This window comes from Mesorhizobium sp. B2-6-2 (assembly GCF_006440615.1).
GTDB lineage: Bacteria > Pseudomonadota > Alphaproteobacteria > Rhizobiales > Rhizobiaceae > Mesorhizobium.
Window position 1 is genome coordinate 216,703 of the sequence record NZ_VFUG01000003.1, and the last position, 16,651, is coordinate 233,353.

General features: G+C 63.4%; 19 protein-coding genes. 7 read left to right on the top strand and 12 right to left on the bottom strand.

What is annotated here, in order from left to right; all coding sequences use genetic code 11:
• On the bottom strand, positions 1–963 hold the full coding sequence (locus tag FJ419_RS09105; RefSeq protein WP_140689873.1) for an alpha/beta hydrolase: 963 nt from the start codon (positions 961–963) through the stop codon (positions 1–3).
• Positions 964–1,272: 309 nt separating this feature from the next.
• A complete protein-coding gene (locus FJ419_RS09110) occupies positions 1,273–1,458 on the bottom strand; it encodes a hypothetical protein (RefSeq protein ID WP_140689877.1) in 186 nt (61 codons plus the stop codon).
• A gap of 339 nt (positions 1,459–1,797) precedes the next feature.
• On the opposite strand from FJ419_RS09110, the gene FJ419_RS09115 reads away from it, so the two are divergent.
• A complete protein-coding gene (locus FJ419_RS09115) occupies positions 1,798–2,820 on the top strand; it encodes an acyltransferase (protein ID WP_246679156.1) in 1,023 nt (340 codons plus the stop codon).
• A gap of 9 nt (positions 2,821–2,829) precedes the next feature.
• Here the strand turns inward: FJ419_RS09115 and FJ419_RS09120 are convergent, their stop codons facing one another.
• Positions 2,830–4,899, bottom strand: coding sequence for an ASKHA domain-containing protein (locus FJ419_RS09120; protein ID WP_140689885.1), 2,070 nt, complete (start codon positions 4,897–4,899; stop codon positions 2,830–2,832).
• Between the two features lie 89 nt (positions 4,900–4,988).
• Here FJ419_RS09120 and FJ419_RS09125 point away from each other — a divergent pair, with 89 nt between their 5' ends.
• A complete protein-coding gene (locus FJ419_RS09125; protein ID WP_224626007.1) occupies positions 4,989–5,231 on the top strand; it encodes a hypothetical protein in 243 nt (80 codons plus the stop codon).
• A gap of 79 nt (positions 5,232–5,310) precedes the next feature.
• Here FJ419_RS09125 and FJ419_RS09130 read toward each other — a convergent pair whose 3' ends face one another.
• From FJ419_RS09130 to FJ419_RS09160, 7 genes are all read right to left on the bottom strand, one after another.
• Positions 5,311–6,285 (bottom strand): methyltetrahydrofolate cobalamin methyltransferase, encoded by a 975-nt coding sequence (locus FJ419_RS09130; protein ID WP_140541950.1) that lies wholly within the window; start codon positions 6,283–6,285, stop codon positions 5,311–5,313.
• Positions 6,286–6,428: 143 nt separating this feature from the next.
• The gene (locus FJ419_RS09135) at positions 6,429–7,520 is read right to left on the bottom strand and encodes a methylenetetrahydrofolate reductase (RefSeq protein WP_140541949.1); all 1,092 of its coding nucleotides are present in this window, start codon (positions 7,518–7,520) and stop codon (positions 6,429–6,431) included.
• Positions 7,517–8,107, bottom strand: coding sequence for a methylenetetrahydrofolate reductase C-terminal domain-containing protein (locus tag FJ419_RS09140; RefSeq protein ID WP_140689892.1), 591 nt, complete (start codon positions 8,105–8,107; stop codon positions 7,517–7,519). The genes FJ419_RS09135 and FJ419_RS09140 overlap by 4 nt, the downstream gene beginning before the upstream one ends.
• Positions 8,100–8,402, bottom strand: a complete 303-nt coding sequence (locus FJ419_RS09145; RefSeq protein ID WP_127863411.1) for a virulence factor — start codon at positions 8,400–8,402, stop codon at positions 8,100–8,102. The genes FJ419_RS09140 and FJ419_RS09145 overlap by 8 nt, the downstream gene beginning before the upstream one ends.
• A 176-nt stretch (positions 8,403–8,578) precedes the next feature.
• Positions 8,579–8,845 carry a DUF6290 family protein gene (locus tag FJ419_RS09150; protein ID WP_140541946.1) on the bottom strand — a complete coding sequence of 89 codons (267 nt, stop codon included), beginning with the start codon at positions 8,843–8,845 and terminating at the stop codon, positions 8,579–8,581.
• A gap of 55 nt (positions 8,846–8,900) precedes the next feature.
• Entirely contained in the window at positions 8,901–9,683 is a 783-nt protein-coding gene (locus FJ419_RS09155; RefSeq protein WP_140689899.1) for a formyl transferase, read from the bottom strand.
• 94 nt (positions 9,684–9,777) lie between these two features.
• Positions 9,778–10,353 (bottom strand): DUF4893 domain-containing protein, encoded by a 576-nt coding sequence (locus FJ419_RS09160; RefSeq protein ID WP_140689904.1) that lies wholly within the window; start codon positions 10,351–10,353, stop codon positions 9,778–9,780.
• Between the two features lie 126 nt (positions 10,354–10,479).
• On the opposite strand from FJ419_RS09160, the gene FJ419_RS09165 reads away from it, so the two are divergent.
• Complete coding sequence (locus FJ419_RS09165; protein ID WP_140689906.1) at positions 10,480–11,391, top strand: NAD(P)-dependent oxidoreductase; 912 nt, start codon at positions 10,480–10,482, stop codon at positions 11,389–11,391.
• A gap of 3 nt (positions 11,392–11,394) precedes the next feature.
• Here the strand turns inward: FJ419_RS09165 and FJ419_RS09170 are convergent, their stop codons facing one another.
• Positions 11,395–12,036 (bottom strand): DUF1638 domain-containing protein, encoded by a 642-nt coding sequence (locus FJ419_RS09170; RefSeq protein WP_140689908.1) that lies wholly within the window; start codon positions 12,034–12,036, stop codon positions 11,395–11,397.
• A gap of 53 nt (positions 12,037–12,089) precedes the next feature.
• Between FJ419_RS09170 and FJ419_RS09175 the strand changes: the two genes are divergently transcribed.
• Complete coding sequence (locus FJ419_RS09175; protein ID WP_041003961.1) at positions 12,090–12,224, top strand: entericidin A/B family lipoprotein; 135 nt, start codon at positions 12,090–12,092, stop codon at positions 12,222–12,224.
• Between the two features lie 85 nt (positions 12,225–12,309).
• Here FJ419_RS09175 and FJ419_RS09180 read toward each other — a convergent pair whose 3' ends face one another.
• Positions 12,310–13,008 carry a B12-binding domain-containing protein gene (locus tag FJ419_RS09180; protein WP_140495658.1) on the bottom strand — a complete coding sequence of 233 codons (699 nt, stop codon included), beginning with the start codon at positions 13,006–13,008 and terminating at the stop codon, positions 12,310–12,312.
• A 270-nt stretch (positions 13,009–13,278) separates the two neighbouring features.
• Between FJ419_RS09180 and FJ419_RS09185 the strand changes: the two genes are divergently transcribed.
• The 3 genes from FJ419_RS09185 (at position 13,279) to FJ419_RS09195 (ending at position 16,468) form a co-directional block, all read left to right on the top strand.
• Entirely contained in the window at positions 13,279–14,853 is a 1,575-nt protein-coding gene (locus tag FJ419_RS09185; RefSeq protein WP_140689916.1) for a trimethylamine methyltransferase family protein, read from the top strand.
• A gap of 89 nt (positions 14,854–14,942) precedes the next feature.
• Positions 14,943–15,632 (top strand): 4Fe-4S dicluster domain-containing protein, encoded by a 690-nt coding sequence (locus tag FJ419_RS09190; protein WP_140689923.1) that lies wholly within the window; start codon positions 14,943–14,945, stop codon positions 15,630–15,632.
• 104 nt (positions 15,633–15,736) lie between these two features.
• Entirely contained in the window at positions 15,737–16,468 is a 732-nt protein-coding gene (locus tag FJ419_RS09195; protein WP_140689931.1) for a dienelactone hydrolase family protein, read from the top strand.
• The last annotated feature ends 183 nt before the right edge of the window (positions 16,469–16,651 follow it).

Below are 16,651 nucleotides of genomic sequence, written 5' to 3' on the forward strand. Positions count from 1 at the left end.
CTATTCGGCAGCGGGCGCGGAGCGGGCTGCGAAAGCTGCTTTCGTCCTGCGTCGAGCGCGGGCTCGGGCTGGCGCCGGAACGCTGAGGAAATCGACGATGGAATCGCGAGCGCGGCGCGCCTCGGGCATCTCGATCAGCGGCCAGACGTGGAACATGCCTTCCTCGTAGACCAGGTCGACCTCGACGCCGGCAGCGCGTGCGCGTTCGGCGAAGATGAGATTATCCGGTGTCAGCATGTCGCGTGAACCGGTCAGCAGCAGCGTCTTGGGCAGCACGGACAGGTTGCCGTAAAGCGGGCTGATGTGCCAGTCGGTGCGATCGAAACCGGCGCTGTAGAGCCGCACCGCTTCCAGCCCACCCGCAATGCCCAGCCACGGATCCTGCCGCTCGGCCTCGAAGACTTCGGGATTTGCAAGCGAGACATCGAGACCGGGCGAGATCAGCACATGCCGCGACGGTGCCGGCAAGCTTTCCTCGGCCGCCATCATGGTCAGCACGACCGCCATGTTGCCGCCGGCGGAATCGCCCATGAAGACGATGTCCTCGGCGTCGGTCTCTTCGAGCATGCGCCGGTAGACGTTGCCGACCATGCCGAACATGTCATGGAAGTCGTGCTCCGGCGCGATGGGGTAGACCGGCACGGTGATGCCGAAGCCGAGACGCTCGGCCATCTCGGCGATCAGCCCCCAATGGTAGGACGTGATCTGAAAGACGTAGGCGCCGCCGTGCAGGTAGAGGATGCGCCGGCTTTCGCCCGCCTTCGGCGCGATCTCATAGACGGGAAAGCCGTCGATCTCGGTCTCGGTGATGTCCAGCCGTACCCTGAGCACGGCCGGCGGATGATAGTCCTCGGTCTTGCGGGCGTAGGCGATCCAGCGCTGCAGGTTCTCGGGACTGGAAAACGCCTTCTTGCGGCTGTGCCTGAGAACGAACGAAACGAGATGGCTTTTCAAACTGGGCATGCAGATACACGCACTTCGGCAGAGCCGACTAAGAGAATTCCCCCCGCCCTGCGAAGATTGTACCTCAGTTAAAAATGTCAAGGATCACGCTGGCACATCGGCGTGATCGGATGGTGCCGGCTCTTTGTTTGCGCGATTTCGGGCGGAAGGCTACGGCTAACTGCCGAGCCAAACCGCCGCGCACTTTCCTGGAATTGCTCTAGCGCCGCTTCGGCAGCAGCGCCGCGCGCAATTTGTTGTCGACGTTCGCCGAGGCCGCGTCGCGGCCCAGGCGCTTGCCGAGCAGCTTGCATTTATCGGCGAAGGTCATCAGCGCGGCGTGCCAAGAAGCAGCGCATGAAGGGCTGCCTGCGGGTCGCTCGGCGGCGAAGCCGGCCAGCCGATATCCTTCTGGACATGCGCCGGCAGGCTGTTCAGCGCGCGGACCGCCTTGTTCCTGGCATGAGCCTGCCTGATGGTCACACCGAAGCGGCTGAGATTATCGTACATCGACATTTTCATCTCCCTTGAAGACCAGCGGCAGCCGAGGATCTATTTTCATGCATGTCGTTTCCCAAAAGACACTTTTGGGCGACATGCATGGTCGGCCGCCGTTCGATGCGCGTTAAATGCGTCACGCATGTATCGGATCGATTTCGCGAAAACCGCGTCTCGGTTTCCGGATCGCGCGAATCCGGAAACATTTGCGTGCAAACGAATTTAGAGGGCTGCTATGCCGGTTTCTATCCAGATAGCTGCCATCAGCGGTTGACAGCAGCAAGCGACTGCATTGTTATTGTGCAATGCGGCGTGGGGCGTGTGCATCGCAACATGATGCGATCGGATCGAGGCATCGTGACGAGCATCCATAGTGTTCAATATCTGCGCGGCCTCGCCGCCTGCGCGGTGGTATGCTTTCACGTCAGCGAGCAGTTCGGCGGTCCGTTCGACGTCGGGGCGGCCGGCGTCGACATCTTCTTCGTCATCAGCGGCTTCATCATGTGGGTGACGACGGCCGGCAGGCCGGCTGATCCTTGGCGCTTCATGGGGCGCCGGATCACCCGCATCGTGCCTCTCTATTGGATCGTCACGCTGCTGACCGCGGCCGGCATCCTGATCAAGCCGCAGTTCTTCTACGGCCATTTCTTCAGCGTCCCGAATTTCGTTGGTTCGCTGTTCTTCCTGCCGATTCTGCAGGAGAACACGCTGCATCCCATCGTCATACAAGGCTGGACGCTCTGCTATGAAATGATGTTTTATCTCGTTTTCACGCTGGTTCTGTTTCTCGGGGAACGCTGGCGGTTCGGCATCCTCGTGGGCGCCCTTGTCGCCATCGTCGCGCTGCATTTCGTGCTTCCTGCCGGATACGCACGCGCCTTCAGCGATCCGGTCGTGCTCGAATTCGCGGCCGGCGTCGTCGTCGGGCGCTTGTGGCTCCAGGGCGCCAGGCTGCCGCTCGGAGTGGCGCTGGCGATGGCTGCCTCAGGATTTCTTCTGCTAGCGGCCAGCCCATTGTTCGACGCCGGCATGGCTCGCGCCTTGCGCTGGGGGCTGCCGGCGACACTGATCGTGGCGGGCGCGGTTTTTGCCGAGCGGGCGCGGCCGTTCAAGCCGGCTGCCTTGCCCACATTTCTCGGCGATGCGTCCTATTCGATCTATCTGTGGCATGTCGTGGTCGGCGTCCTGGCGACGGGCGTCGTCCTGAGGACCGGCCTGCCGGCAGCGTTGCAGCCGGCGACGATCCTGGTCGCCACGCTTGCGCTCTCGGCGATGCTTTATCTGATCGTCGAAAAACCATTGATCGGGCTGCTGCATCCGCACCGTCCCAAGGGCGCCGTGAAGGCAGCCAATGCCGCGGCCGCAGGGGCCGCGGAATGAGCTGAAGCGTTAGTCCCGACCGCGCCGCGCAGCGCGCTCCTCGCGTGAACGCCGGCGTGGGGTAGCGTCACCGGCGGTGCCGTCCTCGCTCATCGCCTTGCGCGGCGGCAGCTTCACCGCGGCCGCCAGCTTGGGGAAGGGGTCGACCTTGTTCGGCAGGGCCATGGCGTAGACGAAGTGCTCCTGGAATTTCGGCTCAAGCGCCGTCTCGATCTTCTCGATCCTGCTCACCGTCTCCTCGATCTCGCGCCGGTAGCCGCGATTGAGCAGCGCCATGCGCGCGCCGGCGCCGGCGGCGTTGCCGACGGCCTGGACCTTGTCCAAGTCGCAATCCGGGATCAGGCCGAGCACCATGGCGTATTTCGGATCGATGAAGGAGCCGAAGGCACCGGCGAAATGGATGCGGTCGACATGGTCGGTGTGCTGCTTTTCCATCAGAAGCTTGGTGCCGGCATAGAGCGCCGCCTTGGCAAGCTGGATGGCGCGCACGTCGTTCTGGGTGATGGTGATCTTGGGCTCGCCCTCCTTCAGCACGTAGGAGAAGGTGCGGCCGTTGGGCACGATGCGCGGCGAGCGCATGCCGAGCGATCCGTCGACGACGCCGTCCTCCGAGATGATGCCGGCGAGATACATCTCCGCCACCACTTCGATGATGCCGGAGCCGCAGATGCCGGTGACGCCGGTCGCCTGCACGCTATCGGTGAAGCCCGGCTGATCGGACCACAGCTCCGAGCCGATGACCCGATATCTCGGTTCGAGCGTTTCGGGGTCGATGCGTACGCGCTCGATGGCACCAGGCGCCGCGCGCTGGCCGCCGGAGATCTCCGCGCCTTCGAAGGCCGGGCCGGTCGGGGAGGAGGCCGCCACGACGCGCGTGGAGTTGCCGAGCACGATCTCGGCGTTGGTGCCGACGTCGACGATCAGCATCATCTCGTCCTGGCGATGCGGGCCTTCCGACAGGGTGACGGCGGCCGCGTCGGCGCCGACATGGCCGGCAATGCAGGGCAGCATATAGAGGCGCGCGCCCTGGTTGAGCTTCAGGCCGATGTCGGAGGCCTTGATGCGCACCGCGCCGGAGACGGCAAGCGCGAAAGGCGCACCGCCCAACTCGGTCGGATCGATGCCGAGGAACAGATGATGCATGATCGGATTGCCGACGAAGACGGAATCCAGGATGTCGTTGCGCTGGACATTGCCTTCCGCGCAGACCTTGTCGACGAGACCGGAGATCGCCTCGCGCACGGCGACCGTCATGCCTTCGCGGCCGTCCGGGTTCATCATCACATAGGAGACGCGGCTCATCAGATCTTCGCCGAAGCGGATCTGCGGATTGGACGTGCCGGAGGACGCAGCGACGCGGCCCGACAGCAGCGACACCAGATGCATGGCAATGGTGGTCGAGCCGATGTCGCAGGCGAGGCCGTATGCCTCGTTCTTGAGGCCGGGCCACAGCGCGATAACGCGCGCGATGTCGCTGTCGGCATCCTTGTGGATGGCGGCGGTGGCGGTCCAGTTGCCCTTGCGCAGAATACCCTGCACCTGCGGCATGAGATAAAAGTCAAATTCGAGGTTCTTGAAACCCCAGTCCTTCATCAGGGCGATCTTGAGCCGGTCGAGGTCGCCGAGCGGCTTGTGCATATCGGGCTCTTCGATCTCGACATAGCACATGCGGATCGCCGTATCGCGGGCGATCACCCTGGTATCGGCGTCCTTGCGGATGGTCTGGGCGTTGATGACCGTGTCCTGCGGCACATCGATGACGAGGTCGCCGAGGATCTGCGTCGAGCAGGAGAGGCGGCGCCGCTCGGGCAGGCCGCGCACGCGCTCATAGCGCTCTTCCTTGGCGCCCTTGGGCGAGATGTGGTCGTTGGACGAGACGATCTTGTGCTTGGCGAAATTGCCTTCCTGCACTTCGATCTGGCAGCGGCCGCAGGTGGCGCGGCCGCCGCAAACGCTTTCGACATAGACGCCGAGCTGGCGCGCGGCATCGAGCACTGGCGTTCCGATCGGGAACCGGCCGCGCTTGCCGGACGGCATGAACAGCACGAGCGGATCGGTGATGTTGGGGGGAGGATTCATGCTGGCACGTGTCTCGATGGCAATCGCCGATGCCGTTTAACGGATCGTTTTACTATTGGGCGGAGAGTCCGTTGGTCCAGGGGCCAACAATGTCGGATCTGCTGCTCTCCGCCATCTTCACCGCGTTCACCATGGTGCGCGTGATTAAGGGCTCGTGGCTGCGCAATCCGCAATATCTCGCCACCGGGATCCTCGGCGCGATCGTCGGCGCGCTGCTGCTGCACGCGTTCTGGCCCGCCTATGACGATGATTTTATCGTCGGCGGCGTGACAGGCATCTTCGGATCGTGGGCGGGCATGGCATTGTTCGACGCCATATTGGGCGTGGCCTGAACGCAAAGCAGAGCTGTTCGGCCGCATCCACGATGCGATCGGACCAGCCTTGTTTGCGGTGCGGCTCACGATTGCGCGCTTATCCTCTGGCCATGCGGGCTTCACGGCCGCCGCGGCGACGGCCGCCATTGCCGTTGCCTTCGCCCGGCGCATTGACGGCTGTTGGAGCCGCAACCGCTTGACCGCCTTCGGCCGGCTTATAGTCCTTGTAGGTGCGGATCCAGTTGGTGCAGTTCTCGTCGGTGCCGTTCAGCACATTGGCACCGCGAACGGCTTCCATTTCCTGCGGACGGACCGGGTTCATGATTGCCGAGGTCATGCCGGCGCCGATCACCATCGGGATGAAAGCGGCGTTGATGCCGTGGCGATGCGGCAGGCCGAAGGAGATGTTGGAGAGGCCGCAAGTGGTGTTGACCTTGAGCTCTTCGCGCAAACGGCGCAGCAGCGCGAACACCTGGCGGCCGGCATCGCCCAGCGCGCCGATCGGCATCACCAGCGGGTCGACGACGACGTCATGCGCCGGGATGCCGAAATCGGCGCAGCGCTCGACGATCTTCTTGGCGACGGCGAAGCGGACGTCGGGGTCCATCGAGATGCCGGTCTCGTCGTTGGAGATCGCGACGACCGGGACATTGTATTTCTTGATCAGCGGCAAGATCGCCTCGAGCTTTTCTTCCTCGCCGGTGACGGAGTTGACCAGGGGGCGGCCCTTGGCGACCTTCAGCGCGGCCTCGATCGCGGCGGTCACCGAGCTATCGATCGACAGCGGCAGGTCGACCAGGCCTTGCACGATCTCCAGCGTCTGCACCAGAAGCGCCGGCTCGGTGGCGTTGGGATCGACGGCGGTGACGCCGGCATTGACGTCGAGCATGGTGGCGCCGCAGGCGGCCTGTTCCAGCGCATCCTTGATGACGGTCTCGAAGTTGCCGGCCACCATCTCGGCGGCCAGTTTCTTGCGGCCGGTCGGGTTGATGCGCTCGCCGATCACGCAGAAGGGCTGATCGAAGCCGATGACGATTTCTCGGGTCGCCGAGGCGACGATGGTGCGGGTCATGAAATCTCTCCGTCGGGATATAAAGACTTCTTTATATCGTTATCTGATTTGGTTCAAGTGAATGCGTGCCGTCCGCGATCTTAGATTCCAGGTTCATGTGTGTCGTTGCCCCAAAACCGGTTCCCATTTTGGGGCGACATACATCAGTGCGCGGTCTTCACCATATCCACCTGGGTTTCGGTTATCTCGTCATGCAGCAGGTGGTCGAGCCGGTCGGCGACCAGCTGGTCGTCGCGGCGGATCTCCCGCTTCCAAGGCTGGCGGCCTTTCAGCACGCCGGATTCATCGACGATCTCGGCGACATATTCTTCCTGGCGATAGGCCATCACATGGATGCCGGCGACGCCCGGAATTTCCTTCACCTCGTTGATGATGTCGATGCAGAGCTGCTTGCCTTCCTTCTTCTGATCCTGCGCGCCCTCCAGCCGCTTGATAACCGCATCGGGGATGTGGATGCCCGGCACGTTGGAGCGGATCCATTTCGCGGTCTTGGCGGAGGCGAGCGGGCCGACGCCGCAGAGCAGGAAGAGCTTTTCGGTGTGGCCGAGGTCGCGCGCCTTTTGCATGAAGGTTCTGAACATCGGCACGTCGAAGCAATACTGCGTCTGCGCGAACTGCGCGCCGGCGGCGATCTTCTTGCCGAGATGGATCGGGCGGAAGTCGTAAGGCGGCGCAAAGGGGTTGACGGCAGCACCCAGGAAGACCTGCGGCGGCGTCGTCAGCTTGCGGCCGGACAGGAATTTGCCATTGTCGCGCATGATGCGGATGGTTTCGAGCAACGACATGGAATCGAGGTCGAATACCGGCTTGGCACCCGGCTGGTCGCCGGCCTGCACGCCGTCGCCGGTGAGGCACAGCATATTGGCGACGCCCATGGCGGCGCCGCCCAGCACGTCGCCCTGGATAGCGATGCGGTTCTTGTCGCGGCAGGCGATCTGCATGATCGGCGCATAGCCCATGCGGGTGAGCAGCGCGCAGATGCCGACCGACGACATGTGACAGTTGGCGCCCGAGGCGTCGACCGCATTGATGGCGTCGACCCAGCCGTCGAAGATCTTGGCGCGGTTATAGACATCTTCCGGATCGGCGCTGTCGGGCGGATTGAGCTCGGTCGTTACAGCAAACTCGCCGCGGCGCAGCACGCGCTCCAGCCGGCCGCGCGACGTGTGGCCGGGCAGGGGCTCGAGCGGCAGGTGGATGCCGGCCGGGTTCTCGTCGATCTGGCGGACGGTCATGCCGAAGCTCCGGGATTCTTGGCCGCTTCGCGCGCGGCGGCGGCCTGCGCGGTCACGCGGAGCCAGGCCGAGGTTTCGCGCAGCGACTGATCGACCGGCTTCTGCACGGTGAGGATCTTGTCGCCGTGGACCATATTGCGCGAGCCTTCCCAGGCCTTGACCCAGACGCAGGGCATGTCCGGCTCGACCTCGCAATTGCCGTTGGCGCGCACGCCGCCGCAAGGACCGTTGCGCAGTTGCTTGGGGCAGTTCATTGGGCACGACATGCCGGTGGACGAGAGCACGCATTGGCCGCACATGCGGCAGTCGAACATGAAGCCCTTGACCCGCTTCTCGACGAATTTCACCGGGGCTTCGACGCGGCCGTAGCCGATGCCTTTCCACAGAGGGTGCAAGAGCAGGAAGGCGTCGGCGAACCTGCCGTAGAACCACTCGAGCAAGCGCGAGTGCCGGACCGACCAAAGCCGCACGGCAAAAGTGCGCTGGACGCGGCGCTGCGGCGACACGTCGGCAGGCTTGTAATCGGATTTCGGCGCTGCCTTCTTGACCAAGGTGGCCTGGGTGACCGCCGGCTGTTGCTCAGACATTTTCTTTCCCGCCAGCCTTGACCAGAGCGACCAGCCGCTCGCGGTCATATTTCGCGTCGAGTTCCTGATAGGCCTTCTCGACCTCGGCTTCGATGTCGTCGCCGACCGGGATCGGATCGGCCTTCCGCCACTCCGCCAGATAGTCGTCGGTGCCGCCGGCGCCGGTGCGCATGGCGCACATGTCGATTGCCTCGGTGAAGCGCAGCGGCAATTCCCGCTTGGCGTTCTGCCGGCCCTTCTTGACGATGACCTGGGCAGGGATGTCGCGCCAGTAGACGACGATCAGATCGGCCATGAATTCTCAACTCCTCGAAGTCTTGGAGCATTGCCGCATGCGTGGTTGAGCCGCTTGTTATGGGACGACGCGCGCGCCTTCAAAAGCGACGCTGCCGGAGGTCGCAAAAAGAAAGGTCATAAGCGCGGATTGAGAGACGGGGTTTCGTCGTCGCTGGCAAGAGGGCCGAGGAGGTGTCAGACCTGCCATACAGGCCGCGACGCAGCGAGCCTTTGCAAACCGGCGCGCCCTCGCGCCGGCGACTTTGCCCAAGCCTCGAACTTTTCCCAATCGGCAGCCGGGATCGTCACCACAAGCCCATCCAGCACCTGCATTTCGGCTGCTTCAACGGCCTTATGCCGGATGAAATCGCTGAGACTGGTGTGTGCTTGACGGGCAGCAGCTTCAAGAAGCTCACGTTCGTCAGAGGTGACGCGAATATTGATAAGGGCCATGTTGGACATCGGCAGAACTCACTCTCCTGTAGACAATAGCATACAGGGCGACCAATTGACCGGCCTACCAGACGCGCTTGGTCAGGCCGGTCCAGAGATAGAACCAGATCGTCGGGTGATACCATTGCTTCGACGGCAGATTGGGATCGATCGTATCCAGCCTGCCGGCCAGCGCATTGCCGACCGCCTCGACGCAGATATCGCGCGAAAAGGCTGCCTGCCGCAGCGCGTAGCTGGCGATCGTGTCGCCGGTCCTGGGCCTGCCGCGCGCCTGCTTCAGCACGCCGCCGGTGTCGACGCCGGCATCGACCAGATGCACGGTGGTGCCGAAATTCCCTTGATCGCCGCAGGCCAGCGCCCAGTAGCCGCCATTCATGCCGCGATATTTCGGCGCGATGCCGGCATGGTAGTTGAGCACCGGGCAGGGCATTCTTGCCAGCGTTTGCTTCGACAACAGCCTACATCCGGCAAGCAGCACCACGCCCGGATTGATCCTGGCGATCGCCTCGAGGCATTCCGGCCCGTTGGCGGATGGCACATGGATAATCGCCTGACCTTGCCGCGGTTCGGTGTCGAGATTCTCGTCGGCGATCAGTCTCTCGGCATGACCGGCGAAGAACCGCTTGCCGAGTCTCGTCAGCACCATGGTGCCGAGCTGGCCAATGGCCGAGATCCAGCCCTGGCGTCGCGCGCGGCCGATGAGCAGGCGCTTTTTGGATTCAGCGGATTCGAGGATGACGCTGACGGAACCGACGCGGTCGGCAAGCGCATTGACGATGGCCCAGATATGCGGGCCACCTTCGGTGACGACCACGATCGGTCGCGTTTTCTGGTCCGACGCTGCCACGGCACCCACCCGCTTGAAATCGCGCGCATGCTATGCGGAGCAGGTTAATCCTTGGTGTGCCGGCGCCGTTTCAACGAGGCAGCAGAGGACGGGCTCAGCGCTTGAATTCTATGATGTCGAGTTTCGATTCGTAATAGGGCGCCGGGAATTCGATCCGCCACTCGGTGGCGCTGTTGCGGAAGGCGTAGCCGACCTGGTCGCTTTCGGGGCCGCTGCCATAGGGCTTGGCCTTGTCATCATTGACCGAGAACGAGCCGAGATAGATGGAGCGTTTCTCGCCGTCGTCGAAGAAGCGGCCGGCGGTGCGCTGTGAGCCGCTGATCTTGGCGAGGCGCCAACCGGAGCCGTCGTCGGTCACCTTGCACTTGAACCAGCCATAGATGATGAGCGGGCTCAGGCCGCCCGCCTTGATGGTGCGGCACTTCCAGTTGCCGGTGAGATCCTTGTCGGAGAAGGCGACGAGAGGTCTGGCGAGCAGTTCGTCCAACTGCTTGACCTCGGACGGATCGCCGGCTTTTGCCTCCTCGAGAGCCGCCTTGCGCGTTTCGCCATATTTGTCCAATCGCGCCTTGTCGGCAGCCGTGATCAGCTTCTGCACCTCGCCGTCGGCAAGAGACGGCAAAGTGAGGGCGACGAGACCGAGGGCGGCAAGGAACAGGCGAGGCATCATGAACGTGTTTCCTCAAATCAATGGCTGGAACAAAGTTCTTCCTATCGCTGGCGTACAACTTACCGGTTCGCGCTCACCTGTCATCCGTGCTTAACAACAGCAGCTCGGAAAATGGCGGTTTGATTGATGCGAATCTTGCTCACGGGATCGTCCGGCTGGTTGGGCAGCGCGCTCAAGCCGAGGCTTGAAGCGCTCGGCCATGAGGTGGTCGGTCTCGATCCGGTTGCCTCGGCGCGCACGCAAGTCGTCGGCTCGATCGCGGATCGCGAGCTGGTCTTCGGAACTGTCCGCGACAATCGGATCGAGGCCATCATTCACAGCGGCGCGCTGCACAAGCCGAACATCGAGCAATCCGAGAGTACCGATTTCGTCACAACCAACATCCAGGGGACGCTGAACCTGCTCGACGCGGCGGTAGCCTGCGGCGTGCAACGCTTCGTCTTCACCTCGACGACGTCGCTCATGATCTCGCAGGCAATCCGCGCCGGCTTCCAGGGCGGCGCGCGCAAGGCCGCTTGGCTGACGGAAGAGATGTCGCCGGAACCGCGCAACATCTATGGCGTGACGAAACTCTCGGCCGAGCATCTCTGTCGCCTCTATCATATCGAGCATGGATTGCCGGTGGTGGTGTTGCGCACGGCGCGCTTCTTTCCCGAGGCGGACGACATGGCGCATGCCATCGAACGGTCCGATGCCAACACCAAGGCCAACGAGTTGCTGTTCCGGCGACTGACGGTGGAGGATGCGGCGGAAGCCCATGTGGCGGCCCTGGAGAAGGCGCCGAGCCTTGGCTTCGACACCTTCATCATCTCAACGCCGACACCGTTCCGGCCGCAGGATTGCGCCGAGCTGATCGCCGACGCGCCGTCCGTCGTCGCGCGCTATTTCGCGGATTATTCGAGGCTCTATGCGAGGAAGGGCTGGACCATGTTTTCCTCGATCGACCGCGTCTACGATCCCTCGCGGGCGCGAGAGCGGCTCGGCTTCGTCTGCAAGACCAGCTTCGCCGATGTGCTTGCCGCGCTGGAAGAGGCGTGACGACTAGGCGTCTCGGGCAGCGCCCTGTGCCGTCCGCGCCAGCTCGCCTGTCAGGTCGCCATAGCCGGTCGAGCGGCGCTCATAGACGAGGCCGAGCATGACGGCGGCTTTCTCGGCGACCTTGTCGAGTTCCGGATCGTCGGTCTGGGCGAGATAGATCAGCTTCTCGTAATTGCCGAAATAATCCTTGATCAGCTCGGGATGGCGGTCGAGGCCGAGCGGCCTGATGAAGAAGGCCTCGAACTGGCGGCAAAGGAAGTCGGTCATGTAGAACGACATCATGTCGTCATCGGCCACCTTCGCGTAGGCGTCCATGCCCTGGTAGAAGGCAAAGCAGTGCGGCCCGGCCATGCGCTCGACGCCGTGCTTCTCGATGACGCGGTCGAGCAGGCCGCCGGTGCCGCAATCGGCATAGCCGACGAAGATGTGCCGGTAGCCTTCCGCCTTGGCTTTCTCGATCGCCTTGTCCATCGCCGGCGCGATGCGGTCCGGGTAGAAATGGAACTCGGCCGGCAGGCAGGTCAGATCGAGATGGTCGAGCTTTAGCTGTTGCTTGACGGCCAAAACTTCGCGCGCAATCATCCCGCAGGCGATGACGAGCAGCCTGTCTGTTTGATTCGGTTCCGTTTTTTGCGTCTTGACCAAGTCGGGCCGGCTTTCGCTGCGGGGCTTAATATCTGCCGAGGGAGACACCGTCCATGAAACTGCTACGCATCGCGCCGATCGCCATCCTGGCCTGCGCGCTTGCACTCACGGCCTGCGCCAACACCATCCGGGGCGTCGGCAAGGACGTCAAATCGACGGCAAGGGCGGTCAAAGACACCGTCAACTGATCGGCAGCCTCGCCTATCATCTGGGTACAAAAAAGCCGCGCTGCAAGGCGCGGCTTTTCTTGTCGATCCATCCTGATGCCTTGGGTCAGGCGGAAGCGCGAACGTTATGTTTGCGCTTCATGTAGTCCTTGGCGGTCTCGACCGCCACCGCCGCGTCGCGGCAATAGGCATCGGCACCGACGGCCTTGCCGAATTCCTCGTTGAGCGGCGCGCCGCCGACCAGCACGACATAATCGTCGCGGATACCCTTTTCCTTCATCGTGTCGATCACGACCTTCATGTAGGGCATGGTGGTGGTGAGCAGCGCCGACATGCCGATAATGTCGGGCTGGTGCTGCTCGATGGCGTCCAGGTACTTCTCGACGGCGTTGTTGATGCCAAGGTCGATGACATCGAAACCGGCGCCTTCCATCATCATGCCGACGAGGTTCTTGCCGATGTCATGGATGTCGCCCTTGACGGTGCCGATCACCATCTTGCCCTGCTTGGGCGCGCCGGTGGCGGCGAGCAGCGGACGCAGGATGAACATGCCGGCCTTCATCGCGTTGGCCGACAACAGCACTTCCGGGACGAACAGGATGCCGTCGCGAAAATCCTCGCCGACGATGCGCATGCCTTCGACCAGAGCCTCGGTCAGCACCTTGTAAGGCGCCCAGCCGCGCTCGAGTAGGATGCGCGTGCCTTCCTCGATCTCTTCCTTCAGCCCGTCATACAGGTCGTCGTGCATCTGCTGCACGAGCTCGTCGTCGGAAAGCTCGGAAAGGATGATCTCGTCGTCGGACATTTTCTCGGGCTCCTTGCTGCTCGGAATGACTGCGGCAGCCTAAAAATCGATGCGCCAATACCTAACCCGCGAGGGCAAGCTAGCCATAGCTGATTTGCGACTTCCCGCAAAAGGAAAGCGACTGGAAAGTTGGCGCTTTTCTTGTCGATTTTGCGACAGGCGTTGGCGCTGGCGGGCCGTTTCCAATAGGGTGCATGGTTACGATCCGGCGAGAAGCGGCGGTTACGGGCCGCGAGCCAATCCAGATCAGGTTTTACAGGAAGCACGATCATGAGCGAGAACGCGGCAGTCGACCAGGAAGCGTCAAACGCACGGCGCGGGCGCGGTGCCAGCGGCGGCGCTGCGGCCCGGCGCGCGGCGCGCTCGGGCGGCGGTCCGGGCACACAGCTCACCTATATCAAGCGCAAGATCAACGTCTATGAGGTCCTCAACGAGGAAGGCCTGGCGCTGATCGAGAAGAACACCGACACGGTGCTGGAAGAAATCGGCATCATTTTCCGCGACGACGCCGAGGCGCTGGCGCTTTGGAAGGAAGCGGGTGCCGACGTCAAGGGCGAGCGAGTGCATTTTCCGAAAGGTCTTTGCCGCTCGCTGTTGAAGACCGCGCCTTCGATCTACACCCAGCATGCGCGCAATCCGGAGCGCTCGGTGCAGATCGGCGGCAACGCGACCGTGTTCGCGCCGGTCTACGGCCCGCCCTTCGTGCGCGACCTCGACGGCAACCGGCGCTACGCGACGATCGAGGATTTCCAGAATTTCGTGAAGCTCGCCTATATGGCGCCGTCGATCCACCATTCGGGCGGCACGGTGTGCGAGCCGGTCGACGTGCCGGTCAACAAGCGCCACCTCGACATGATCTACTCGCATATCCGGTATTCGGATAAACCGTTCATGGGCTCGGTGACGGCGCCGGAACGGGCCGAGGACACGGTGGCGATGGCCAAGCTCGTGTTCGGCGACGACTTCGTCGAGAACAACACGGTGCTGACCAGCCTGATCAACGCCAACTCGCCGATGGTGTTCGACGAGACCATGCTAGGGGCGCTGAAAGTCTATTCGCGCCACAACCAGGCCTGCATCGTCACGCCCTTCATCCTGGCCGGCGCGATGAGCCCGGTGACCGTCGCCGGCACGCTGACGCAGGTGCTGGCCGAAGTGCTCGCCGGCGCATCGTTCACCCAGCTGATCAGGCCCGGCGCGCCGGTGCTGTTCGGCACTTTCGCCTCGTCGATCTCGATGCAGTCCGGCGCGCCGACTTTCGGCACGCCCGAGCCGTCGCTGGTTTCCTACGGCGCCGCGCAGCTCGCGCGCCGGCTCGGCCTGCCGTTCCGCACCGGCGGCTCGCTCTGCGCCTCGAAGGTCCCGGATGCGCAGGCAGCCTATGAGAGCGCCAACACGCTCAACTCGACGATCCTTGCCGGCACCAATTTCGTCCTGCATTCGGCCGGCTGGCTGGAGGGCGGTCTCGCCTCCTGCTACGAAAAATTCATGATGGATATCGACCAGCTCGGCATGCAGCAGAAGTTTGCCGAAGGCATCGACCTGTCGGAAAACGGCCAGGCAATGGACGCGATCCGCCAGGTCGGTCCGGGCAGCCACTATCTCGGCTGCGACCACACGCAGGCCAATTTCCAGACCGCCTTCTACCGCTCCAATATCGCCGACAACAATTCCTATGAGCAGTGGCTGGCCGAAGGCGAGAAGACCGCCCCGCAGCGCGCCAACGAGCTCGCACGCCGCTGGCTGGAAAGCTACGAGGCGCCGCATCTCGATCCCGCCATCGACGAGGCGCTGAAGGATTTCATCGCCAGGAAGAAGGGCTCGATGGCCGACGCCTTCACGTGAAAGGAGCCCGAGTCAGGCGGGGCTAAAGTCGCCAACATCATCCACAAGGAAGTCTGGCGGAGCGCGTTCTCCGATCCGGACCGGAAGGGATGATTTTTGCGCGCGACCTGGTCGGGCATATCGCGACCGCGCTCGCGGCCGACGGCTTGATCCTCCGTGGCGGCTTCCGTTTCGCTGATGGTGAGGCTGCGCCAGCCGGACCTTCTGGCGCTCCAGCCAAATCTGCGCTGCTCGTCGGGCAGGCGGGCGCGGCGCCATGGCCGCATTTTCAACGCTGGCTGGGACAGCAGGCGAGCGGCATCGCCAATCCGCTCGACACCTGGTCGCGCGCGGTGATCGGCGCGGTCGCGCAAGGCTGCGGCGCCCGCGCGGTTTCGCCCTCCGACCGGCCCTACCTGCCGTTCCAGCAATGGGCGATGCGGGCCGAAGGGCTGAAGCCGTCGCCGCTCGGCATCCTCATGCATCCGACCTATGGACTTTGGCATGCCTATCGCGGCGCATTGCTGTTCGAGGACGAGATTTCTCTTCCCGAAGCTCATGAGATGAATCATCTTTGCGACGCATGCGTCGAAAAACCCTGCCTGAAATCCTGTCCGGTCGGCGCATATTCGGTGGCTGGCTTTGCGCACGAGGCGTGCCTGCTGCATGTGCGTGGCACGGATGGGGCGCCCTGCCGCGCCGGCGGCTGCCTCGACCGCAACGCCTGTCCCTATGGCGCTGAGTATCGCTATCCGGCCGATGTCCAGGCTTTTCACATGGCGGCGTTCGCCGGACTGTAGGCATTCTTCCGAACCGCACGGAAACTTGACCGCGATCGAGAGGTTGCGGCTTGCCCTGGCGGGCGGTGCGGATATCTACCGCCTGGCAACCGGCGGAGCGCGCAATGACGAAGCAGGACATCAAGATCAAGACCCAGGACGGCACGGCGAAGGCACGGCTGTTTCGTCCAGCCGCGCCGGCCAGGGCTGGCGTCATCCTCTATATGGATGTTTTCGGTCCGCGCCCGGCGCTCGACCAGATGGCCGAGCGCCTCGCGGAGCATGGCTATGCCGTGCTGGTGCCCGATCTCTTCTACCGCTATGCGCCCTATGGCCCGTTCGATCCCAAAACCGCCTTTGCCGAGGAAAAGACCAAGGCCCTGCTGTTGATGCTGAGCGGCGGCACGACGCAGGGCATGACCATCCGCGACGGCAGCGCCTTCCTCGATGCTCTGGCCGCCGAGGGGATCGCCGGACCTGTTGGCGTCGTCGGCTACTGCATGGGCGGCGCGCGGGCGCTGAACGCGGCGGCGAGCTATCCGGACCGTATCGCCGCCGCGGCGAGCTTCCATGGCGGCAATCTCGCCAGCGACGCGCCCGACAGCCCGCACCGCAAGGCTGCCTCGATCAAGGCGCGCGTCTATATCGGCGTTGCCGGCGTCGACCGCAGCTTTCCGCCGGAGCAGTCGGCGCGGCTGGCGGAGGCGCTCAGGGCAGCAGATGTTGACCACGTCATCGAAAACTATGTCGGCGTCGGCCATGGCTGGTGCGTCAAGGACCACAGCGTCTATGACGAGGCGGGCGCGGAGAGGCATTGGAAGCGACTGACGACGTTCTTCAAAGAGACGCTGGGATAAGGTGTGCCGATATTCGGGTGAGGCCGGCCTACAAATGGCGGCTTCCTGCGCTTCCGGTGCTCACGTACTTTAAGTACGCTCCGCTCCGGTTCTCGGAAACCACCATTTTCGGCTCGGCCTGACCCGAATCTCGACACACCTCGTCCATAGCGCCTAATTGCCTTCTCAAAAAAATCTTTCCAT